Source organism: Streptomyces yatensis, from assembly GCF_018069625.1.
GTDB classification, from domain to species: Bacteria; Actinomycetota; Actinomycetes; order Streptomycetales; family Streptomycetaceae; genus Streptomyces; species Streptomyces yatensis.
Genome location: NZ_CP072941.1, coordinates 879,731 through 900,927 on the forward strand (window position 1 = coordinate 879,731; position 21,197 = coordinate 900,927).

Genomic DNA, 21,197 nt, shown 5'->3' on the forward strand with positions numbered 1-21,197 from the left:
GGAGAGCCCGTCAGGGTGCCCCGTAGGCCGGTCGTGGCGGTTCGGCCTCGGCGAGGAGTTTCCGCGCGGCCTCGCCCGCCTCCGTGGGGTCCCAGCGGGCGCTCTTCTCGGCGGTCGGGCCCGGCCGCCAGCCCTCCATGACGGTGATCCGCCCGGCCTCCGCCTCGAAGACCCGGCCCGTGACCCCGGCGCAGGCGGCCGAGCCGAGCCAGACGACGAGCGGTGAGACATTGGCGGGGGCCATCGCGTCGAAGGCGGCGGGGTCGTCCGGGGCGGCCATGGCCCCGGCGAACGTCGTCTCCGTCATCCGGGTGCGGGCCGCCGGTGCGATGGCGTTGACCTGGACTCCGTAGCGGCCCAGTTCGGCGGCGGCCACCGAGGTCAGGCCGAGGATCCCGGCCTTGGCCGCGGAATAGCTCCCCTGTCCGACGCTGCCCAGCAGCCCGGCCCCGGAGCTGGTGTTGACCACCCGCGCGACCGGCGCACGGCCCGCCTTCGCCTCGGCGCGCCAGTGGGCGGCGGCGTGCCGCAGCGGCAGGAAGTGACCCTTGAGGTGGACGCGGATGACCGCGTCCCAGTCGTCCTCGCCGAGGTTGACGAGCATGCGGTCGCGCAGGAATCCGGCGTTGTTGACGAGGGTGTCGAGCCGGCCGTAGGTGTGGAGGGCGGTGGCGACGAGGGAGGCGGCGCCGTCGGTGGTGGCGATGTCCCCGCCGTGCGCGACCGCTTCCCCGCCCGCGGCCCGGATCTCCTCGACGACTTCCCGGGCCGGGCCCGCCGACGCCCCGGCACCGTCCGGGGCCACGCCGAGATCGTTGACGACGACCTTGGCGCCCTCGGCGGCGAAGGCGAGCGCATGCGCCCGTCCGAGGCCGCGGCCCGCTCCGGTGACGACGGTGACGCGCCCGTCGCAGAGTCCGCTCATCTCAGCTCTCCCGTCGGTCGGCCCGGCCGGTGCCGGGGGCCGGCTGGTTGACGTTGGCGGCGTCGAGGAACGCGGGGCGCTCCCCGCCTCCGTGGATGGCGATGCTGGCGCCGCTGATGTACTCGGCCAGCCCGGAGGCGAGGAACACACAGGCGGTACCGGCCTCGACGGGCTCGGCCAGCCGGCCGAGCGGCACGGTCCGGCCGACGGCCGCGACGCCCTCCTCGTCCCCGTAGTGCAGATGCGACAGTTCGGTGCGGACCATGCCGAGCACGAGCGTGTTGACCCGGACCGCGGGGGCCCACTCCACGGCCAGGGTGCGGGCGAGGTTCTCCAGCCCGGCCTTGGCGGCGCCGTAGGGTCCGGTGCCGGGGGACGGCCGGGTGCCGCTGACGCTGCCGATCATCACGATCGAGCCCCCGCCCTCCTGATGGCGCATCAGCTCATAGGCGCTCAGGGAGACGGTCATGGGAGCGATCAGATTGAGTTCGACGACCCGGGCGGCGCGCCGCTGCCCGGCCTCGGCGATCAGCCCGTAGGGGCTTCCTCCGGCGTTGTTGACCAGCAGGTCGAGCCGCCCGTGGGAGCGGCGCAGCCGGTCGAAGAACGCGGCGACCGCGTCCGCGTCCCGGACGTCGAGCTGTTCGAAGCTCGCGGTGCGCCCGTCCGCCTCGACGGGTTTGCCGGGGGCGTGGCGCGCACAGATCACCACCTCGGCCCCGGCGCTGAGCAGGGCCCGGGTGATCCCCGCCCCGACGCCGCGCGTGCCGCCGGTGACCACGGCGACGCGCCCGGCGAGATCGATGGTGACGGCCACGAGACACCTCCCGCTGTGCGGTGAGCACTGCTACCTTCTCACCTAACAAATGTTTGGTGGAAAGGTAGCGGATCTGCTCATGGGTGTCTCCACCTCCGCACCGGCGGCCGGCGTCCGCCTGGTCGCCATGGACTTCCCACCCGTCAACGCCCTGCCCGTCCAGGGCTGGTACGAGCTGGCCGCGGCGCTGCGCGGCGCGGGCGCCGATCCATCGGTGCGATGTGTGGTGCTGGCCGCCGAGGGCCGGGGCTTCAACGCGGGCGTGGACATCAAGGAGATCCAGGCGGCCGAGGGCCATACGGCGCTCATCGGCGCCAACCACGGCTGTGCCGAGGCGTTCGCCGCCGTCTATGACTGCCCGGTCCCGGTCGTCGCCGCCGTCCACGGCTTCTGCCTGGGCGGCGGCATCGGGCTGGCCGGGAACGCCGACGCGATCGTGGCGAGCGAGGACGCCACGTTCGGCCTGCCCGAGCTGGACCGGGGCGCGCTGGGCGCGGCCACCCATCTGGCGCGGCTGGTCCCGCAGCATCTGATGCGCGCGCTGTACTACACCTCGCGCACCGCGACCGCCGGGGAGTTGCACCGCCATGGCTCGGTGTGGCGGGTCGTGCCGCGCGCCGCGCTGCGGGAGGCGGCGCTGGAGCTGGCCGGTGAGATCGCCGCCAAGGACGGTGCGCTGCTGCGCCTGGCGAAGGCGGCCATCAACGGCATCGACCCGGTCGATGTGCGCCGCAGCTACCGCTTCGAGCAGGGCTTCACCTTCGAGGCCAATCTGGCGGGGCTGTCCGATGGACACCGCGACGCGTTCGTCGCCAAGGGCACCGGGAAGGGGTGAGCGGCGTTGGCCGACAAGACGATGACGGCCGAGGAGGCCGTCGGCCGGATCCGCAGCGGGATGACGGTCGGCATCGGCGGCTGGGGCTCACGGCGCAAGCCCATGGCCCTGGTCCGCGCGCTGCTGCGGTCGGAGGTCACCGATCTGACGGTGGTCTCCTTCGGCGGCCCCGACGTGGGGCTGCTGGCCGCCGCCGGGAAGATCCGCAGGCTGGTGACGGCGTTCGCGACCCTCGACTCGATCCCCCTGGAGCCGCACTTCCGGGCGGCCCGCGAGCGGGGGGAGATCGAACTGACCGAGCTGGACGAGGCGATGATGATGTGGGGGCTGACCGCCGCCGTGCACCGCCTGCCGTTCCTGCCCGTCCGGGCGGGCCTGGGCTCGGACGTCATGACGGTCAACCCCTCGCTGCGGACGGTCACTTCGCCGTACGAGGACGGGGAGGAGCTGGTGGCGGTGCCCGCGCTGCGGCTGGATGTGGCGCTGGTGCACCTCAACCGGGCGGACGCGCAGGGCAACGGGCAGTACCTCGGGCCCGATCCGTACTTCGACGACCTGTTCTGCGAGGCGGCGGCCGAGGCGTATCTCTCATGCGAACGCATCGTCGCCACCGGCGAGTTCGCCACCGCGGGCGGCCCGCGGACGCTGCTGGTCAAACGGCATGCGGTGACCGGTGTGATCGAGACCCCGCGGGGCGCGCACTTCACCTCCTGCGCCCCCGACTACGAGCGGGACGAGGCGTTCCAGAGCGCCTACGCCAAGGCGGCCGCCGATCCGGAGGCGTGGCGGGAGTTCACCGAGCGGTTTCTGTCCGGGGACGAGGAGCGGTACCGGGCCGCGGTGGCGGCGTTCGGGAGGGAGGGCGTATGACCGGCGGGGTGACCCGGGCCGAATACTGCGTGGTGGCCTGCGCCGAGGCATGGCGGGGCGACGGGGAGATCCTGGCCGCCCCGATGGGTGCGGTGCCCAGGGTCGGCGCCCGGCTGGCCAGGCTCACCTTCGCGCCCGAGCTGCTGCTGACGGACGGCGAGGCGATGATCGTCGGCGGCGATCCGGAGGTGGTGGAGGGGTGGCTGCCGTACCGGGCGCATCTGGCGCTGGTCACCGGCGGGCGGCGCCATGTGATGATGGGCGCGAGCCAGCTCGACCGGCACGGCAATCAGAACATCGCGTGCGTCGGCGACTGGAAGCGGCCCAGGCGGCAGCTGCTGGGGGTGCGCGGAGCGCCGGTCAACACCCTCAACAACCCCACGAGTTACTGGGTGCCCCGGCACTCACGGCGGGTCTTCGTCGAACACGTCGACATGGTGTGCGGGGTCGGCTACGACCGGGCGGCGGCCATCGGGCCCGCCGCCCGTTTCCATGAGCTCCGGTGTGTGGTGACCGATCTCGCGGTCCTCGACTTCGCCACGCCCGACCGCACCCTGCGGGTGCGCTCCCTGCATCCGGGGGTGACCGCCGAGGCGGTGCGGGAGGCCACCGGGTTCCCCCTCGACATCGCCGACGACGTCCCGTACACCCGGGAGCCGACCCCTGCCGAGCTGCGGCTGATCCGGGAGGTCATCGACCCGGAGGGGGCCCGCGAGCGGGAGGTGCCGTCCTGATGGACACCCCACTGACCAGGCTCATCGGAGTGCGCCACCCGCTCGTCCAGACGGGCATGGGGTGGGTGGCCGGGCCCCGGCTGGTGTCGGCCGTGGCGAACGCCGGGGCGCTGGGCATCCTGGCCTCCGCGACCATGTCGCCGAAGCGGCTGCGCTCGGCCGTCCGCGAGGTGGCCGCCCGCACCGACGCGCCCTTCGGCGTCAATCTGCGCGCCGACGCCGGGGACGCCGGGGAGCGGGTGCGCATCATCATCGAGGAGGGGGTGCGGGTCGCCTCGTTCGCGCTGGCCCCCAGGCGCGAGCTGATCGACCTGCTGAAGGACGCGGGCGTGGTGGTCATCCCGTCCGTGGGCGCCCGGCGCCATGCGGAGAAGGTCGCGGGCTGGGGCGCGGACGCGGTGGTGGTGCAGGGCGCCGAGGGCGGCGGCCACACCGGACAGGTGGCCACCACCGTGCTGCTCCCCCAGGTCGTGGACGCGGTGGACATCCCGGTCGTGGCCGCGGGCGGCTTCCACGACGGACGGGGGCTGGCGGCCGCGCTCGCCTACGGGGCGGCGGGGATCGCGATGGGCACCCGATTCCTGCTCACCTCCGACAGCACCGTCCCGGACGCCGTGAAGGCCCGCTATCTGGCGGCGGCGGTCACCGATGTCACCGTCACCACGGCGGTGGACGGGCTCCCGCACCGGATGCTCCGCAGCGAACTGGTCGACTCCCTGGAGCGCTCCGGCCGCACCGCCGCACTGCTGCGCGCCGTGCGCCACGCCGCCGCCTTCCGTCGACTGGCCGGGCTGAGCTGGCCGCGGATGGTGCGCGACGGGCTGGCCCTGCGGCACGGCAAGGACCTCACCTGGAGCCAGGTCCTGCTGGCCGCCACCACCCCGATGCTGCTGAAGGCGTCGATGGTGGACGGCCGCACCGACACGGGGGTGATGGCCTCCGGACAGGTGGCCGGGGTGATCGAGGATCTGCCCTGCTGCGCGGATCTGGTGGACCGGATCATGGCCGAGGCCGCCACGACCCTGGACCGGCTGACCGGCGGTCGTACAGTGGGGTGAAAGCGGCCAGACCATGACACGGGTAGTGGGAGGTCATCATGGCCGATCCCAAGGGTTTCCTCACCACACCCCGTCGTCTTCCGCCCCGCCGTCCGGTGGACGAGCGGGTGCGGGACTGGAACGAGGTCCAGGCACCCGGCGCCCTGCTGCCCATCGTCAACGCCCAGGCGGACCGCTGCATGGACTGCGGCATCCCGTTCTGCCACGAGGGCTGCCCGCTGGGGAACCTCATCCCGGAGTGGAACGACCTGGTCTCCCGTGACGACTGGCTGCGCGCGAGCGAGCGGCTGCACGCGACCAACAACTTTCCCGAGTTCACCGGCCGGCTGTGCCCGGCCCCCTGTGAGAGCGCCTGTGTGCTGGCCATCAACCAGCCGGCGGTCACCATCAAGAACGTCGAGGTGGCCATCGCCGACCGGGCCTGGGAGAGCGGATATGTGACCCCCAAGCCACCGGAGCGGCTGTCCGGCCGGACCGTCGCCGTGATCGGCTCGGGGCCCGCGGGCCTGGCAGCGGCCCAGCAACTCACCCGCGCGGGACACACCGTGGCGGTGTACGAGCGCGACGACCGGGTGGGCGGGCTGCTCCGCTACGGCATCCCCGAGTTCAAGATGGAGAAGCGCCATCTTGACCGGCGGCTGGGGCAGATGCGCGCGGAGGGCACCAAGTTCCGCTCCGGTGTGGACGTCGGCAGCGATCTGGACGCCGCCGAGCTCAGGGCGCGCTACGACGCGCTCGTGATAGCGGTGGGCGCCCGGGCCTGGCGCGAACTCCCCGTACCGGGACGGGAGTTGGCCGGGATTCATCAGGCGATGGAGTATCTGCCGATGGCCAACCGGGTGCGCGAGGGCGACTACGCCCGGCCGCCGATCACCGCCGAGGGCAAGCATGTCGTCATCATCGGCGGCGGGGACACCGGCGCGGACTGCCTGGGCACCGTGCTGCGGCAGGGCGCCGCCTCCGTGACCCAGCTGGACATCCACCCCCGCCCCGGCGACGAACGGGCCGACGGCGAGCCCTGGCCCACCTACCCCAAGATCTACCGGATGTCCGCCGCCCATGAGGAGGCCATGGAGCTGGCGGCCTCTCCGGAGGCGGACGTGGACGCGCGGGTCTTCTCCGCGACCACCGTCCGCTTCGAGGGGACGGCACCGGACGCGGGGCGGCCGCACGGCGGCGTCCGGGCGCTGCGCCTGATCGGGTCCCGGGCCGATGGGCAGCCCGGACCGGACGCGGAGCGGGTGCTCCGGGCCGATCTGGTGCTGCTGGCCCTCGGCTTCCGTGGCGCGGAGCCGGAGAGCGGGCTGTTCGACCAGCTCGGGCTGGAGCTCGACGAGCGCGGCACCGTCGTGCGCGACGCGTCCTTCGCCACCGGCGCGGACGGGGTGTTCGTGGCGGGCGACGCGGGCCGTGGCCAGTCGTTGATCGTCTGGGCGATCGCCGAGGGCCGCTCCGCCGCGGCCGCCGTGGACCGCTATCTCGCGGGCTCCACGACGCTCCCGGCGCCGGTCGGGCCGGCCGACCGCCCGATGACGGCCTGACGGAGCGGCACTCCGGTGGCCTTGGCCGGTGTCCCGGTGCCGGTGGCCGACACCGGTGGCCTTGGCCGGTGGCCGACATCGGTGGCCTTGGCCGGTGGCCGACAGCGGTGGCCGGACGCCTGCGCACACGGACACCGGTGGCCGGACGCCTGCGCACGTGGACATCTGCGCACGTGGACATCTGCGCACACGGACACGTGCACGGACACCGGCACACGGACACCGGCATCTGGAACCGTCGCGCCCGTACACCGGTGCCCGGAGGGCGGGCCGCCTGCCGCGGGCGTACGGCGCGGGAATAGTGTGCGTCCATGATCTCGCAATCGCCCCTCCTCACCGTGGCCGACGGTGTGCACATCTGGTCCCCCACCCCCAGCGCCGGATGGGGGCTGGCCAACTGCGGTCTGATCGTCTCGCCCGACGGCGCCGCCGCCTGGATCGACACCCCCTACGACCGGCGGATGGCCGGTGACTTCCTGGAGCGCAGCCGCGCCCTGCTGCCCGGCGGGAGCCGGATCGAGCGGGTGATCGTCACCCATGCCAACGGCGACCATCTGTGGGGCGCGGAGGTCGTACCGGACGCGGAGATCGTCGCCACCCGCGAGGCGCTCGGCCATATCGAGTACGAGCCCTCGCCGCAGCAGCTGCACGCCCTGGTGCACGGCAGCGATCCGGCGACTCCGCTCGGCTGGTATCTCCAGCGGCACTTCGGGCGGTTCGACTGGTCCGGCACCGAGGTGGTCGAGCCCACCCTCACCTTCGTGGGCGAACTCGACCTGCGCGTGGGCGAGGTGCCGGTGCGGCTGTTCAGTCTGCCGTCCGCGCACACCACGGGCGATCTGGTGGCGTATCTGCCGCGGCAGAGGGTGGCGTTCACCGGCGATGTCATCTTCGCCTCCGGCCCCCAGGACCCGGGCGACCACGCGGTGCACTGGGCGGGCCCCCTGGACAATGTGATCTCCGCGTGCGAGCGGGTGCTCTCGACCGGTGCCGAGGTGATCGTCCCCGGCCATGGGCCGGTCCTCGACCGGGAGGGGGTCCGCGGCCACATCGGCTATCTGGAGCAGCTGCGGGACCGCACCCGGGAGCTGCACACGGCGGGGGTACCGGCCCTGGAGGCCGCCCGCACCCTGATCGCCGAGAACACCCATCCGGCGCTGGGCCTGCCCGAGCGGCTGGTGATCACGGTGGGTTCGGAGTACCGGCATCTGAACGGCACGGACGAGCCGGCGGATCTCGTGGCCACCATGGCCGACCTCGCCCAGGTGGCATGGGAGCGGCGCGAGGACGCGGCGACGGCCTCGGCCTGACCGCGCCCCCGGCGGCACTCCGGCGACGGGAGCCACGGAGGGCCGCCGGGCCCGGTCCGTACGGGCCGGTGTCAGCGCGGGGCGCGTTCCGCGGCCGACAGATCCTGCTCGGTCCAGATGATCTTTCCGTTCTTGGTGTAGCGGGTGCCCCAGCGCTGGACCATCTGGGCGACGAGGAACAGCCCGCGTCCGCCCTCGTCGGTGCTGCCCGCCCGGCGCAGATGCGGTGCGGTGGTGCTGCCGTCGGCGACCTCGCAGATCAGTGCCCGGTTGTGCATCAGGCGCAGCCGCACGGGGCCGACGGCGTGCCGGATGGCGTTGCCGAGCAGCTCGCTGACCACCAGTTCGGTGGTGAAGGCGGCCTCCTCCAGGTTCCAGTCGGCCAGGGTGCGGGCGACGGCCGCCCGCATCCGGGCCACGACCTCCGGGTCCGGCGGCAGCTCCCAGGAGGCCACCCGGCGCTCGTCCAGGGCGGTGGTACGGGCGATGAGCAGGCAGACGTCGTCGGTGCGGCGCGGCGAGAGCAGGGCGGCCATCACGGCGTCGCAGGCCCGCTCCGGGTCGGGGTCGGCGTCGGTGAGGGCGTCACGCAGGTGGTCGAGCCCGGTCACCAGGTCCCGTTCGCGGTCGCGGACCAGTCCATCGGTGTAGAGGACGAGGCGGCTGCCCTCGGGCAGTTGCGTCTCGGTCGCCTCGTAGAGCCGGCCGCCGAGTCCCAGCGGCGGTCCGGCGGGCAGGTCGAGGAAGGCCGCGGAGCCGTCGGGGTGGACCAGGGCCGGGGGCGGATGACCGGCCCGCGCCAGGGTGCAGTGCCGGGAGACCGGGTCGTAGACCGCGTACAGACAGGTGGCCCCGACCGCCCCGACACCGCCGTTCACGGCGGTGTCCTCCCGGTCGACCTGGTCGACCACGTCGTCGAGCCGGGCGAGCAGCTCATCGGGGGGAAGGTCCACGACGGAGAAGTTGAGCACGGCGGTGCGCAGCCGGCCCATGGTCGCGGCGGCGTGCAGTCCGTGGCCGACGACATCGCCGACGACGAGGGCGACCCGGGCCCCCGACAGGGGGATGACGTCGAACCAGTCGCCTCGCACCCCACCGGGGGCGGGCAGATAGCGCTGGGCGGCGACGACGGCCTGCTGTTCGGGGCGGCCGCGCGGCAGCAGGCTCTCCTGGAGGGCCAGTGTGGTGGCGTGCTCGCGCGCGTAGCGGCGGGCGTTGTCGATGGCGACGGCCGCCTGGCCGGCCAACTCCTCGGCGAAGGAGCGGTCCTCCTCATCGAACGGCGGGGCGTCCCCCGAGCGCCAGAACGCCACCTGGCCCAGCCGGACGCCGCGCCCGCTGAGCGGCACGGTCAGCAGCGAGCGGATGCCGTACGCCACCAGCCATCCCACCCGCTCGGGCTCCTGTGGCGTCCAGTCGGAGTAGGACGGCAACTGCTCCACGGCGACAACGCGCGCCTGGCCGGTGCCGCCGGCCCGCTGGGTGACGGGGAAGGCGGAGACGCGCTCGCCGACCCGGCGCAGCGGGGGGTCCTGCCGGATGCCGCTGAAGCCGACCCGGCGCAGCGGCGACTCCCGGTCGCCCGGCTCCTCGCCGCGCAGGACGGCCTCGTGCAGATCGACGGTGGCGTAGTCGGCGAAGCGCGGCACGGCGACCCGGGACAGTTCCTGGGCGGTCCCTTCCATGTCGAGGCTGCTACCCACCCGGACACCGGCCTCGTACAGCAGCCGCAGGCGTGCGTAGGCCCGGTCGGCCTTGTCCGTCAGGGCGCGCAGCTCGGTGGTGTCCCGCAGGGTGGCGACGCTGCCCCAGGGCGCTCCGTCCCGCTCCGCAGGGCGCTGGTTGACCACCAGCAGCCGGTCCCCGACCTGGTGCACCGCGTCGGTGGCCGCACGGCCGGAGGCGAGCAGTCCGGCGAGCTCCGGGGGCAGGCCGACGTCGGTGATCTGCCGTCCGTGCGCGTCGGGTGTGAGGCCCAGCAGACGCAGCGCCTCGTCGTTGGCGAGCTGCAGCCGCCCCTCGTCGTCGACGATCAGCACCCCCTCCTTGACGCTGCGCAGCACGGCGTCGTGGTGTTCGTACATCCTGGTGATCTCGGCGGGGCCGAGCCGGTGGGTCTGGCGCCGCAGCCGCCGGGCCACGAGAGCCGCGCCGCCCCCGCCCAGGACGAGGGCGAACGCCGTGGAGGCGTAGATCACCGGCAGTTGGCGGCCGACCGTCCGGCCGACGGAGGGGATGGAGACCCCGGCGTTGACGATGCCGATCACCCGGCCGCGGTCGTCGGTGACCGGCACGGCGGCGCGGATCGAGGGTGCCGAGCGGGTGATGCCCGGGAGTCTGTCGGTGAAGGGCCGGCCCGCCGTGGCCGGATAGAGGCTGCGGCCGATGTGCTTGCCGAGCAGCTTCGGATTGGGATGGGTCCAGCGGATGCCCCCGGGGGAGGTCACCACGATGTAGTCGACGTCGGTCCGGTGCCGGACCTTCTCGACATAGGGCTGGAGGGTCGTGGAGGGGTTGCGGGACTCCAGCGCCCGCTGGACGCCGGGGGCGAGGGCGACGGTCCGCGCGACGGTCAGGGCACTGGCCCGGGCCTGGCTGTCCCCGCTGCTGCGGGCCTGGAGGGACAGCGTGGCACCCGCGGCGAGCACCAGGAGCGTCACGATGATCAGCATCAGGGCGCACACCTGCCCGCCGACACTGCGCGAGCCCAGCGCCGAGCGCACCTTCACATGCTCTGTCTAGCGCATATCCCCGGGTCGCACACCCGGTGGCGGCCGGGGCGGGGCATCGGCCGTCAGAGATTGATCATGTGTCCGGCGAGCCCGTGGACGGCCTCCTTCACCGCCTCGCTGAGGGTCGGATGGGCGTGGATGTTGCGGGCCACCTCGTGCACGGTCAGATCCCACTGCTGGGCGAGGGTGAGCTCGGGCAGCAGCTCGGTGACCTCGGGGCCGATGAGATGGCCGCCCAGTAGCTCGCCGTGGCGGCCGTCGCTGATGAGCTTCACGAAGCCGACGGGGTCGCCGAGGCCCTGGGCCTTCCCGTTGGCGGTGAACGGGAACTTCGCCACCTGGACGTCGAAGCCGCGCTCCCGCGCCTGGGCCTCGGTCCAGCCGAAGCTGGCGATCTGCGGCTGGCAGAAGGTGGCGCGCGGGATCATCACATAGTCGAGCTCCATGGTCTCGGCCCCGGCGATGGTCTCCGCCGCGACGATGCCCATGGCCTCGGCGGCGTGTGCCAGCATCAGCTTGGCGGTGACGTCGCCGATGGCGAAGATGTGCGGCACATTGGTGCGGCAGTGTCCGTCCACGTCGACGGCGCCCCGCTCGGTCAGCCGGACGCCGGTGTGCTCCAGCCCGTATCCGTCCACCCGCGGCCGGAATCCGATGGCCTGCAGCACCCGGGCGGCCTGCAGGGTCTGCCGCTGGCCGCCCGTGGTCACCATGACCTTGACCGCGGGGCCCGCGTCGTTGATCGCCTCCACCCGGGTGGAGGTCAGGATGTTCATGCCGAGCCTGCGGAAGCGGCGGGTGAGTTCGGCGGAGACCTCCTCGTCCTCCAGGGGCACGATCCGGTCCATGAACTCCACCAGCGTCACCTGCACCCCGTAGCTGTGCATGATGTACGCGAACTCCACGCCGATGGCGCCCGCGCCCGCGATCAGGACGCTGCCGGGCAGGGCGGGGGCGAGGATCTGCTCCTCGTAGGTCACCACCCGCTCGCTCAGGGAGGTGCCGGGCAGCAGATTGGTGATCGAGCCCGTGGCGATGACGCAGTGGTCGAAGGTGACCGTCTCGGTGTCACCGTCGGAGAGGCTGACGCGCAGCTCGTGGGGCCCGGTGAAGGTGCCCCGTCCGTCGTACTGGGTGATCTTGTTCTTCTTCATCAGATAGTGGACGCCCTTGACCCGTCCGTCGGCCACCTTGCGGCTGCGCTCGAACGCGCCGCGGTAGTCCACGGTCACATCGCCGTTCACCCGGATGCCGAAGTTCTCGGCCTCATGGATGAACAGCTGGGCCAGCTCGGCGTTGCGCAGCAGAGCCTTGGACGGGATGCAGCCCACGTTGAGGCAGACGCCGCCCCAGTAGCGTTCCTCGACGACGGCCGTGGTCAGGCCCAGCTGGGCGGCGCGGATCGCGGCGACATAGCCACCCGGCCCGGCTCCCAGAACCACCACGTCGAAATGTGCGCTCATGCGTCGCACCTTAGACATTAGAGTCGGGGTATGGCTTCAGACGAGGGGTCCGTACGGGTGGACAGCTGGATCTGGTCCGTGCGGCTGACCAAGACGCGCTCGATGGCGTCCTCGGCCTGCCGCGCGGGGCACGTCCGGGTCAACGGCGAGCGCGTCAAGCCCGCGCACCCGGTGCGGTCCGGAGACGAGGTGCGGCTGCGCCATGCGGGACGCGACCGGGTCGTGGTGGTCTCGCGCATCGTGCGCAAGCGGGTCGGCGCGCCGGTGGCCGCGGAGTGCTTCGTCGACAACAGCCCGCCTCCGCCGCCGCGCGAGCACACGGTGCCGATCGGGCTGCGCGACCGCGGGGCGGGCCGCCCCACCAAGCGCGACCGGCGCGAGATGGAGCGGCTGCGCGGTGCGCCCGGCGACCTCGGCTGAGAGCCGGTCGGTCCACCGAGGTCCGGTCAGTCCACCGTGATCCGTACGGGGCCGCCGTGTGCGTCGGCCCCGACGATCCAGTCGGCGGGCAGGTGGAACGGCCGGCCCGGCGCCACCGTGCGGGGCAGGCGCCCGCGGTGCAGCGTCCGGCCGTCCTGGGCGACGGTGAGCACCGGCCGGGTCAGGAACCGCGTGGTGCGCAGGGTGAAGCGGCCACGCGGCGGACGGGGCCCGTCCGGGGCGATCCGGTTGGGTGAGACCCATAGCAGCGGCGCCTCGACCCGCACGGGCAGCGCCCCCGGGGTCCACGGCCGCCCGGCGAGATGGCGCAGCACGGGCCCGGCGGCCAACCGGCCGTCGAGGGCGGCGATATCGGCGGTCTCCACGGGGTGCAGCAGATTGCCCACGGCGAAGACCCCGGGTTCGCCGGTGCGGAACTCGGCGTCGGCGGCGGGGCCCCGGGTGCCGGGGTCGAGGGCGATTCCGGCGCTTCTGGCCAGTTCGTGGTCGGGGATCCAGTCGCCGGTGAACACCACGGTGTCGCAGGCGACGGCGGCCGTCCTGCCGTCCCGGTGCCGCAGCCGCACGCTCTCCAGCCGCCCCTGGCCGGTCAGTTCGGTCACGGTGGCGTCGGTGACCAGCGGAAAGCCAGAGCGCAGCCGGGTGGCGAGGTGGCGTGCCGGATGGGTCTGGTGGCGGGGCTGGTCGGTGACCATGGCGGCGACCTCGGCCCCGGCCCGGCGCAGGGTGGCCACCGCGGAGTAGCCCACGCGTTCCGCGCCGACGATGACGGCGCGCCGGCCGACGTGCTGATGGTGCAGATGGACGGCCTGCTGCAGCTGTCCGGTGGTGAGGACACCCGCCGGCCGGGTGCCGGGCACCAACCGGGCGCTGCGCGGGCGTTCCCGGGCGCCGGTGGCCAGGACGACGGCGGTCGCGGTGATGCGTTCCAGGCCCGTCGGGCCGGTGATGTCCACGGTCCTCGGCGCCGCCCAGCCGGTGGCCGTGACCGAGGTGCGCAGCACGGCTCCGGCGCGGGTGGCGGCGGCGATGTGGTGGCGGGCGTAGTCGGGGCCGCTCATCACCCGGCGCAGATCGCGCAGTCCGAATCCGGTGTGGTGGCAGTGGCGGGGAACGCCGCCCGCCTGCGGTTCGCGGTCGAGGACCTCGACCCGGTCCACCCCGGCGGCGGCCAGGCGCGCGGCGAGCGCGAGTCCGGCCGGTCCGGCCCCGATGACCAGCACGTCGACGGTGCGGTGGGTACGGTCGGTGGGGGTCATCGCCGGGCCTCCGTCCGGTCCTGGGCCGCGGTGGCCGCGTCGAACTGGGCGCGCACCGCGGCGCCGCAGAAGAAGCCCTGGCAGCGCCCGCCGAGGGCCCGGGTGCGGCGCCGCAGGCCCTCCAGCGAGCCCGGTGGCACGGTGGCGGTCAGCGCGTCGCGGATCTCGCCCCGGGTGACGCGTTCGCAGTGGCAGACCACGGTGCCGTACGCGGGGTCGGCGGCGATGAGATCGGCGCGCTGGTAGGGGCGTGGGAACGCCTCGCCGATGGTGGGCATCCGCACGGGCTCGATCTCCCGCTCGGGCCCGGGGTCGAGACCGCATTCGGTGAGGAGCTCGGCCACATGCGCGGCGATGGCCATCGAGGCGGTGAGTCCGGTGGACCGGATGCCGCCCACGGCGACATACCGGCGGCCGGGGTCGGCGTGGATCTGGTAGTCGCCGTGCTCGGTGGCGGCGCGCAGTCCGGCGTAGACCGCGGTGACCTCCTCCGCCAGCAGCTCCGGCATGATCCGCGCGCCCTTCTCCCGGAGCGAGGCCAGTCCGTCCGCCGACGATCCGGTGGCGGTCTTGTCGTCGAGGTCCTCGGCGGTGGGGCCGAGCATCACATTGCCGTACACGGTGGGCGCCACCAGGACTCCCTTGCCGAGCGCGGTGGGCACCGGCAGCAGGATGTGGTCGACCAGGCCGCGGGCGAACTTGTCGAAGACGATCAGCTGGCCGCGGCGCGGGGTCACGGTGAACTCCCCGTGGCCGAGCCGCCGGTTGATCTCGTCCGAGTACAGCCCGGCGGCGTTGACCAGGTGACGGGTGCGCAGCACCCCGCGCGGGGTGGCGATCTCGTGGTGGTCCTCGCCGGTGGTGATGGCCCCGGCCGGGCAGTTCAGATGCAGGGCGACGCCCGCGCGCACCGCCTGGGTGGCGTAGGCGAGCGTCGTCGTCCAGGGGCAGATGATGCTCTCCCCGGGGACTTCGAGCGCGCCGAGGGCGCCGGGTCCCAGATGGGGTTCGCGGGCGTAGACCGCGTCCGCGTCGAGGATGCTCGTCTCGTCGTAGCCGTTGCGCACCGCCTTCTCGGCGAGGGACGGCAGTGCGGCGAGCTGTTCGGCGTCCCAGGCGACCAGGAGCGCGCCGAGCGGTTCGAGCGGGATGCCGGTCTCGGCGGCGTAGGCGGTCAGCCGCTGGTAGCCCTCGCGCACCAGACGGGCCTCCAGGGTGCCCGGGGTGGCGTCGAAGCCGGTGTGCAGGATCGCGGTGTTGGCCTTTGAGGTGCCGTTCCCGACGTCGTCGGACGCCTCGACGAGGGCGATCCGCAGCCGGTGGCGGGCCAGTTCGCGGGCGATGGCGGTGCCGACCACCCCGGCGCCGATGATGGCCACGTCGTAGACCTCGCCGGGGAGGTCACCCGTGGTCGTAACGGTCATTGTGGTCCCTTGCTCGGTGGTGCGAACGGCCTGGCGCGCGGCGGTCCTGGGCGGGTGTCCTCAGCGGGGTCCTCAGTCGTGGGCGGCGGCCGTCGGCGCCCGGTCCAGCAGCGCGGCCACGGCCGAGCGGAAACCGGCCAGGCGTTCGGCGGCCCGCTCCGCGCTGATCCGCGGTTCGTAGACGGCGGCGGGCTGCCACGCCGGGACCGCCTCCTCGACCGTCAGGCCCGGGTCGAGCCCCAGCCGCGCGGCGGCGCCCACGCCCAGCGCCGTGACATCCGGCAGCGCAGACACCTCCACCGGCCGCTGCAGCAGATCGGCCTGGGTCTGCATCAGCAGCGCCGAGCGGGTCAGTCCCCCGTCGACGCGCAGGACGGTCAGCGGCGCGCCCAGGTCGGAGGCGGCCGCCTCGGCGATCTCCACCACCTGGGCGGCGATGCCCTCGCACAGGGCGCGCACCAGATGCCCGGCGGTGGTGTCGAGGCCGAGCCCGGTCAGCGAGCCCTTGAGGTCGCCGCGCCACCACGGCGCCGCGAGTCCGGCGAGCGCCGGTACGAAGGTGACTCCCCCGGTGTCGGGCACCGTCCCGCCGACCGGGTCCAGGTCCTGGGGCCCCTGGATCACCCCCAGGTCGCCGAGCCAGCGCACCGCGGAGGCGGCGGTGTACACCTGGCCGTCCAGGCAGTAGCTGGTGCGCCCGCCGAACCGCCAGGCCACGCAGGCGACCAGGCCGTGGGGCCCGCGCCGGGGCCGGTCCCCGGTGTTGGCGAGGAGGAAGGCGCCGGTGCCGTAGGTGCACTTGGCGGTGCCCGGCTCGGTCACCCGCTGCGCCAGCAGGGCGGCCTGCTGGTCGACGAGGAGCCCGGTGAGCGGGACCTCGCCGCCGAAGGCCGTGGTGGTGCCGACGGGCCCGGCGGCGTCGACGACGCGCGGCAGCCGTTCGGCGGTCAGCCCGTAGAGGTCCAGCGCCTTCGGGGACCAGGCGACCCGGTCGAGGTCGAGCAGCCCGGTGCGCCCGGCGGTGGCGGCGTCGGTGACGAAGGCGCCGGTGAGCCGGTGGATCAGCCAGGCGTCGCTGGTGGTGACCACGCCCTCGCCGGTCAGATGGCGCCGGATCCACGCCATCTTGGGCGCCGCGAAGTACGGATCGAGCGGCAGTCCGGTGAGTTCGCGCAGCGTCTCGGCGTGCGGCGCGAGGTGTTCGCACACCGTCCGCGCCCGCCGGTCCTGCCAGACCAGCGCGTCGGTCAGCGGGTCTCCGGTGACGGGGTCCCAGGCCAGCACGGTCTCGCCCTGGTTGGCCAGTCCGACCGCTACGACGGGCTCCCCCGCGGCGGCCAGAGCCTGGCGTCCGGCCTCGAGGACCGAGGTGAGCAACGCGGCCGGATCGACCTCGACCAGTCCGCCGGGGAGATAGCGGGGGCGTACGGGCACCTCCGCGGAGCCGATCACCCCGCGCTCGGGACACAGCACCAACGCCTTGGTGCCCGAGGTGCCTTGGTCGACGGCGAGGACCGGGCCGGTCGCGGGGTCGGCCGGGGTGCGGTGGCGACGCTCTGCAGGCAGCATGTCCGGTTCTTCGCTCGGGACGGGTGAATCGCTTCGGCTCGGGGGGCGGTGCGCGGGGATCTTGCCGGAAAGCCTGATGCAGGCGCGGGGCGGGCGTCAAGACGGCCGGTCCGGGCAGGCCCGTGGTCCCCCGTGCCCGGGCCGCCGCGGCGGGACTATAGGATCCGTGCAACCATCCCCCAGGCCCCTCGTTTTCCGCGTCCGGTACGTCAGCTCCGTACGAAAGTCATCCGATGCCCGAGGAAGAGTTCCGCCCCGTGTACCACCCCGCGGGCTATGACGGCGGACTGCGCATCGCGCTGCAGGACCTGCGCACCGGACGCTGGATATCGATGCGCAATCTGCTGGCCGAGACTCCCACCTGGGCACTGTGGACCCAGCGGACCCAGGTGCTGGCCACGGCCGCCGCCGGATCCACTGTGGTGGACGCGTGGCGGGCCGAGGAGCCGCAGAGCGTGGCGGCGCTGGTGATGGGCGCCCGGGTCGGCGTGGAACGCGCGGTGCGCGCCCATCGCGAGGGACATCCCCGCACGCGGGAGCTGTGGCGGGAGGCGTGGCAGTCCTGCCAGTTGGCCGCGCACCACTCCCCGGCGGATCCGGTGCCCTGGGTGTGTCTGCTGGCCCTGGCCCAGCTGGACAAGGAGCAGCGGCAGGAGGAGCACCGGGTGCCCCCGCCCGGTCCGCTGCTGTTCCCCGGGCCCTGGGGGCTGCTGGCGGAGGCCGACCGGCGCGATCCGTACAACCGCGAGGCGTACCACCGGATGCTGCAGTTCGTGTACGCCCGGCGGGCCGGAGGTTCGCTGGCCGAGGCCGTCAACTTCGTGCAGTGGGTGTCCTCGGGCGCGCCCGAGGAGTCCGCGCTGCAGGTGCTGCCGCTGTATGTGCACGTCGAGCGGTACCGCGAGGAGCGGGGCTACGAGAAGGCGCTCGACCTGCACTGGGCCACCGAGGACGCCACCCGGGACGCCCAGAAGGCGCTGCACGGCTGGTTCGACCACGCGGATCTCGCGACGAGTTCCCTGCTGGATCTCAACCATCTGGCGCACGCCCTGTGGGGCGCGCTGCGATTCTCCGACGCGGCCCGCGTCTTCGAGGCGCTGGGACCGTACTTCACCCCGCTCCCCTGGGCCTACCGCACCCCCGACCCCGCCGATCGCGCCGTCGCTGAAGAAATGTTTCTTCGCGCCCGGGTCCGCTCGCTGGCCGGCGCCCGCGGGCCAAGACCCGGGGTCAGCGGCTGAGCCGGGGCTCTCCCCGGCATACCCGACCACCGCTCCCCCAACTGCCCGTCCGCCCACTTGATTTCCCCACCTGTACCACCACCCTCGCCCGCCCCAGCATTCGGGAGGTACATTCATGTCCACGCCATGGTCGAGTTCGGGTCCCGCTCCCCAACGGGATGACGAACAGCGACTGCGTGAGCTCGGCTATCAACCCGTACTGGCCCGCCGCATGGGCGGGTTCGGCAATTTCGCCATCAGTTTCTCGGTCATCTCCATTCTCTCCGGCTGCATGACGCTGTACGGCTTCGGGCTGGACACCGGAGGCCCGGCGGTCATGATGTGGGGCTGGGCCGGAGTGGGACTCTTCGTCCTGTGCGTCGGGCTCGCCCTGGCCGAGGTGACCAGCGCCTATCCCACCTCGGGAGCGCTGTACTACATGGCGGACCGGCTGGGCGGCCGGACCTGGGGCTGGTACACCGGCTGGCTCAATCTGCTGGGGCTGCTCGGGGCCATCGCCGGAATCGACTACGGCGCCGCCCTGTTCACCGGCGCGCTCTTCAACCTCCAGTGGGGATTCGATCCCACACCGGAATCGACCATGGTCATCTTCGTCTGCATTCTGCTGGTGCACGCGGCGCTGAATCTGTTCGGGGTGCGGCTGGTCAGCGTGCTCAACTCGGTCAGTGTGTGGTGGCATCTGGCGGGCGTCGCCATCATCGTCGGCGCGCTGGCCATCGTGCCCTCCCACCACCAGTCGCCCGAGTTCGTCTTCACCGAATTCGTCAACAACACCGGCTGGTCGAATCCGCTGTACGTGGGCGCGATCGGGCTGCTGCTCGCCCAGTACACCTTCTCCGGCTACGACGCCTCCGCGCATCTGTCCGAGGAGACCTCCAACGCCTCCGTCTTCGCCGCCCGGGGGATCGTCCGCGCCATCTGGGTGTCCTGGGTGGCCGGGTTCGTGCTGCTGGCCGGGCTCACCTTCGCCATCCAGGACTACGCCGGTACGCAGAAGAGCGCCACCGGAGTGCCCCCGGCGCAGATCCTGATCGATGCCCTGGGGACGAGCGGTGCCACCGCGATGCTGCTCATCGTCATCGTGGCGCAGCTGTTCTGCGGGAACGCCGAGGTGGCGGCGGCCAGCCGGATGGTGTTCGCCTTCAGCCGGGACGGCGCGCTGCCCGGCTCACGGCTGTGGCAGCGGGTCAGCTCCCGCACCCAGACGCCGGTCCACGCGGTCTGGCTGTCGGTGGCGGTCGCGTGTGTGCTGGCCCTGCCGTCCCTGTACTCCGAGACGGCCTACGGCGCGGTGACCGCCATCAACGTCATCGGGATCACCCCCGCCTACGCCATCCCCATCTACCTGCGGCTGCGCGCCGGTGACCGGTTCCAGCGGGGCCCGTGGCACCTGGGCCGCTGGAGCAAACCGGTGGGCTGGATCGCGGTGGTGTGGGTGGCCCTGGTGACGGTGCTGTTCTGTCTGCCGCAGTCCAGCCCGGTGACGGCCGACTCGATGAACTACGCCTCGATCGCCCTGGCCGTGGTGCTGCTGCTGGCCACGATCTGGTGGTTCGTGGCCCGCCGCTCGTACAACACGCCCTCCGCGTACGGCACGGCGCGCGAACAGGCGGAGATCGCCGAGGGCATCGTCTGAAGACGGCTGTCCGGAACCGGGGTGCGGAGGGATCGCGCACCCCGATTCCGCGCGATCGGACTCATCCGGAACGGCGCAGCGAGGCGGCCGGGGGCCGCTCGCGGCCCGCGCCGTAGGCGAGGAAGTACGCGGGTCCCCGCTTCAGCCAGGGCGCCTTGGTGAGCACCTGGGTCAGCCGCAGCGGCTGACCCGCGATGCCCGGTGAACGCCCCTGCAGCAGCGGCTCGATGACCCGTGCGTGGGCGATCCGCTGCAGCATCTGCGTGCCGGCGGCGGTCGGCCACCGGCGGCGCTGGACGGCCCGTACGTCGGCGAGGCCCACGGTGCCATTCCGCAGCGGCTCGGCCAGATGGCGGGCGGCGGCGACCGCGTCCTCGACGGCGAGGTTGATGCCGATCCCGAACACGGGCGACATCGCGTGGGCCGCGTCCCCGATGCACAGCAGTCCGGGGCGGTGCCAGCGGCGGAGCCGGTCCATCCGGACGTCCAGCAGCTTGACGTCGTCCCAGGACCGCGGGCGGGGGTCGCGGTCGGCCACGCCCTGCCGTATCCACGGCGTGGCCTCGGCGAACGAGGCGAGGAACCGGTCGAGGCCCTGGGCGCGCCAGGCGTCGTCGGCCCCCTTGGGGATCAGGGCGGCGCACTGCCAGTAGTCCCCGCGGTCGATCATGGCCGTGAGATAGCGGTCACCGGCGTTGCCCACCAGCCCCTGCGGGTCGCGCTCCTCGCGCGGCAGCCGGAACCACCAGACGTCCATCGGGCAGGGGAACTCCCGCAGCCCCAGCTCGGGCAGAGCGCGGGCGAGCGACCCCCGGCCGTCGCAGGCCACGGTGAGGGTGGCGCGCAGCTCGCCGGTGGAGCCGGTGACCCGGTCGCGGTAGCGCACTCCGGTGACCCGTCCGCGCTCCATGAGGAAGGAGGTCACCTCGGTGTTCATCCGCAGCTGGAAGGTGGGCTCCCGCTTGGCCTCGTTCGCCAGCAGATCGAGCAGATCCCACTGCGGCACCATCGCGACGTAGTTGTACTTCCCCGGCAGCGAGCTGATCTCGCCGACCGTGAACAGATCGCCGTCCCGTCCGATGGGGAGCTGGACGGCGTGCACATGCCGCTGCGGCAGGGCCGCGAACCGCTCGGCGAGGCCCAGGTCGTCCAGGAGCCGCAGGGTGCTGGGATGGACCGTGTCGCCGCGGAAGTCGCGCAGGAAGTCCCCGTGTTTCTCCAGGACGGTGACCTCCACCCCGGCCCGGGCCAGCAGCAGTCCGAGGACCATCCCGGCGGGCCCGCCGCCCACCACACAGCATGTGGTCCGCTCCATCTCACGGCTCCCTTCGACGTCCCCGAG

Annotated in this window: 17 protein-coding genes; 9 read left to right on the forward strand and 8 right to left on the reverse strand. The window is 73.3% G+C overall.

The window, feature by feature from the left end; translation table 11 throughout:
* Nucleotides 1–10: 10 nt before the first annotated feature.
* Both J8403_RS03375 and J8403_RS03380 read right to left on the reverse strand, forming a co-directional pair.
* On the reverse strand, nt 11–925 hold the full coding sequence (locus tag J8403_RS03375; RefSeq protein WP_211121783.1) for an SDR family oxidoreductase: 915 nt from the start codon (nt 923–925) through the stop codon (nt 11–13).
* A gap of 1 nt (nt 926) precedes the next feature.
* On the reverse strand, nt 927–1,742 hold the full coding sequence (locus J8403_RS03380) for an SDR family oxidoreductase (protein WP_211121784.1): 816 nt from the start codon (nt 1,740–1,742) through the stop codon (nt 927–929).
* A 79-nt stretch (nt 1,743–1,821) separates the two neighbouring features.
* Between J8403_RS03380 and J8403_RS03385 the strand changes: the two genes are divergently transcribed.
* From J8403_RS03385 to J8403_RS03410, 6 genes are all read left to right on the forward strand, one after another.
* Nucleotides 1,822–2,577: an enoyl-CoA hydratase family protein gene (locus J8403_RS03385; protein ID WP_211121785.1), complete on the forward strand. Its 756-nt coding sequence runs from the start codon at nt 1,822–1,824 to the stop codon at nt 2,575–2,577.
* Nucleotides 2,578–2,583: 6 nt separating this feature from the next.
* Nucleotides 2,584–3,447 (forward strand): CoA transferase subunit A, encoded by an 864-nt coding sequence (locus tag J8403_RS03390; protein ID WP_343245247.1) that lies wholly within the window; start codon nt 2,584–2,586, stop codon nt 3,445–3,447.
* Nucleotides 3,444–4,181, forward strand: a complete 738-nt coding sequence (locus J8403_RS03395) for a CoA-transferase subunit beta (RefSeq protein ID WP_211121786.1) — start codon at nt 3,444–3,446, stop codon at nt 4,179–4,181. Before J8403_RS03390 ends, J8403_RS03395 begins: the two co-directional genes overlap by 4 nt.
* Nucleotides 4,181–5,239: an NAD(P)H-dependent flavin oxidoreductase gene (locus tag J8403_RS03400; protein ID WP_211121787.1), complete on the forward strand. Its 1,059-nt coding sequence runs from the start codon at nt 4,181–4,183 to the stop codon at nt 5,237–5,239. The genes J8403_RS03395 and J8403_RS03400 overlap by 1 nt, the downstream gene beginning before the upstream one ends.
* A gap of 38 nt (nt 5,240–5,277) precedes the next feature.
* Nucleotides 5,278–6,780 carry a glutamate synthase subunit beta gene (locus tag J8403_RS03405; protein ID WP_211121788.1) on the forward strand — a complete coding sequence of 501 codons (1,503 nt, stop codon included), beginning with the start codon at nt 5,278–5,280 and terminating at the stop codon, nt 6,778–6,780.
* A 311-nt stretch (nt 6,781–7,091) separates the two neighbouring features.
* Entirely contained in the window at nt 7,092–8,090 is a 999-nt protein-coding gene (locus J8403_RS03410; protein ID WP_211121789.1) for an MBL fold metallo-hydrolase, read from the forward strand.
* A 71-nt stretch (nt 8,091–8,161) separates the two neighbouring features.
* Here the strand turns inward: J8403_RS03410 and J8403_RS03415 are convergent, their stop codons facing one another.
* Nucleotides 8,162–10,819: a SpoIIE family protein phosphatase gene (locus tag J8403_RS03415; protein ID WP_343245248.1), complete on the reverse strand. Its 2,658-nt coding sequence runs from the start codon at nt 10,817–10,819 to the stop codon at nt 8,162–8,164.
* 65 nt (nt 10,820–10,884) lie between these two features.
* Nucleotides 10,885–12,285, reverse strand: coding sequence for a dihydrolipoyl dehydrogenase (lpdA, locus tag J8403_RS03420; RefSeq protein WP_211121790.1), 1,401 nt, complete (start codon nt 12,283–12,285; stop codon nt 10,885–10,887).
* 30 nt (nt 12,286–12,315) lie between these two features.
* Between lpdA and J8403_RS03425 the strand changes: the two genes are divergently transcribed.
* Nucleotides 12,316–12,705 carry an RNA-binding S4 domain-containing protein gene (locus J8403_RS03425; protein ID WP_211121791.1) on the forward strand — a complete coding sequence of 130 codons (390 nt, stop codon included), beginning with the start codon at nt 12,316–12,318 and terminating at the stop codon, nt 12,703–12,705.
* Nucleotides 12,706–12,731: 26 nt separating this feature from the next.
* On the opposite strand, the gene J8403_RS03430 is transcribed toward J8403_RS03425, so the two are convergent.
* The 3 genes from J8403_RS03430 to J8403_RS03440 form a co-directional block, all read right to left on the reverse strand.
* Nucleotides 12,732–13,985: an NAD(P)/FAD-dependent oxidoreductase gene (locus J8403_RS03430; protein WP_211121792.1), complete on the reverse strand. Its 1,254-nt coding sequence runs from the start codon at nt 13,983–13,985 to the stop codon at nt 12,732–12,734.
* The gene (locus tag J8403_RS03435) at nt 13,982–15,409 is read right to left on the reverse strand and encodes an NAD(P)/FAD-dependent oxidoreductase (protein ID WP_211121793.1); all 1,428 of its coding nucleotides are present in this window, start codon (nt 15,407–15,409) and stop codon (nt 13,982–13,984) included. The genes J8403_RS03430 and J8403_RS03435 overlap by 4 nt, the downstream gene beginning before the upstream one ends.
* A 72-nt stretch (nt 15,410–15,481) precedes the next feature.
* Nucleotides 15,482–16,978 (reverse strand): FGGY family carbohydrate kinase, encoded by a 1,497-nt coding sequence (locus J8403_RS03440; RefSeq protein WP_211121794.1) that lies wholly within the window; start codon nt 16,976–16,978, stop codon nt 15,482–15,484.
* A gap of 233 nt (nt 16,979–17,211) precedes the next feature.
* On the opposite strand from J8403_RS03440, the gene J8403_RS03445 reads away from it, so the two are divergent.
* Complete coding sequence (locus tag J8403_RS03445; RefSeq protein ID WP_211121795.1) at nt 17,212–18,219, forward strand: hypothetical protein; 1,008 nt, start codon at nt 17,212–17,214, stop codon at nt 18,217–18,219.
* Between the two features lie 115 nt (nt 18,220–18,334).
* Nucleotides 18,335–19,855 (forward strand): amino acid permease, encoded by a 1,521-nt coding sequence (locus J8403_RS03450; RefSeq protein ID WP_211121796.1) that lies wholly within the window; start codon nt 18,335–18,337, stop codon nt 19,853–19,855.
* Between the two features lie 61 nt (nt 19,856–19,916).
* Here J8403_RS03450 and J8403_RS03455 read toward each other — a convergent pair whose 3' ends face one another.
* On the reverse strand, nt 19,917–21,170 hold the full coding sequence (locus J8403_RS03455) for an FAD-dependent oxidoreductase (RefSeq protein WP_211121797.1): 1,254 nt from the start codon (nt 21,168–21,170) through the stop codon (nt 19,917–19,919).
* Nucleotides 21,171–21,197: the final 27 nt, after the last annotated feature.

Excerpts from the sequence above, each read along its gene's own strand:
- J8403_RS03375 (WP_211121783.1), bottom strand. The coding sequence starts at position 925 with ATGAGCGGACTCTGCGACGGGCGCGTCACCGTCGTCACCGGAGCGGGC.
- J8403_RS03385 (WP_211121785.1), top strand. The coding sequence starts at position 1,822 with ATGGGTGTCTCCACCTCCGCACCGGCGGCCGGCGTCCGCCTGGTCGCC.
- J8403_RS03395 (WP_211121786.1), top strand. The coding sequence starts at position 3,444 with ATGACCGGCGGGGTGACCCGGGCCGAATACTGCGTGGTGGCCTGCGCC.
- J8403_RS03400 (WP_211121787.1), top strand. The coding sequence starts at position 4,181 with ATGGACACCCCACTGACCAGGCTCATCGGAGTGCGCCACCCGCTCGTC.
- J8403_RS03405 (WP_211121788.1), top strand. The coding sequence starts at position 5,278 with ATGGCCGATCCCAAGGGTTTCCTCACCACACCCCGTCGTCTTCCGCCC.
- J8403_RS03410 (WP_211121789.1), top strand. The coding sequence starts at position 7,092 with ATGATCTCGCAATCGCCCCTCCTCACCGTGGCCGACGGTGTGCACATC.
- lpdA (WP_211121790.1), bottom strand. The coding sequence starts at position 12,285 with ATGAGCGCACATTTCGACGTGGTGGTTCTGGGAGCCGGGCCGGGTGGC.
- J8403_RS03425 (WP_211121791.1), top strand. The coding sequence starts at position 12,316 with ATGGCTTCAGACGAGGGGTCCGTACGGGTGGACAGCTGGATCTGGTCC.
- J8403_RS03430 (WP_211121792.1), bottom strand. The coding sequence starts at position 13,985 with ATGACCCCCACCGACCGTACCCACCGCACCGTCGACGTGCTGGTCATC.
- J8403_RS03435 (WP_211121793.1), bottom strand. The coding sequence starts at position 15,409 with ATGACCGTTACGACCACGGGTGACCTCCCCGGCGAGGTCTACGACGTG.
- J8403_RS03440 (WP_211121794.1), bottom strand. The coding sequence starts at position 16,978 with ATGCTGCCTGCAGAGCGTCGCCACCGCACCCCGGCCGACCCCGCGACC.
- J8403_RS03445 (WP_211121795.1), top strand. The coding sequence starts at position 17,212 with ATGCCCGAGGAAGAGTTCCGCCCCGTGTACCACCCCGCGGGCTATGAC.
- J8403_RS03450 (WP_211121796.1), top strand. The coding sequence starts at position 18,335 with ATGTCCACGCCATGGTCGAGTTCGGGTCCCGCTCCCCAACGGGATGAC.
- J8403_RS03455 (WP_211121797.1), bottom strand. The coding sequence starts at position 21,170 with ATGGAGCGGACCACATGCTGTGTGGTGGGCGGCGGGCCCGCCGGGATG.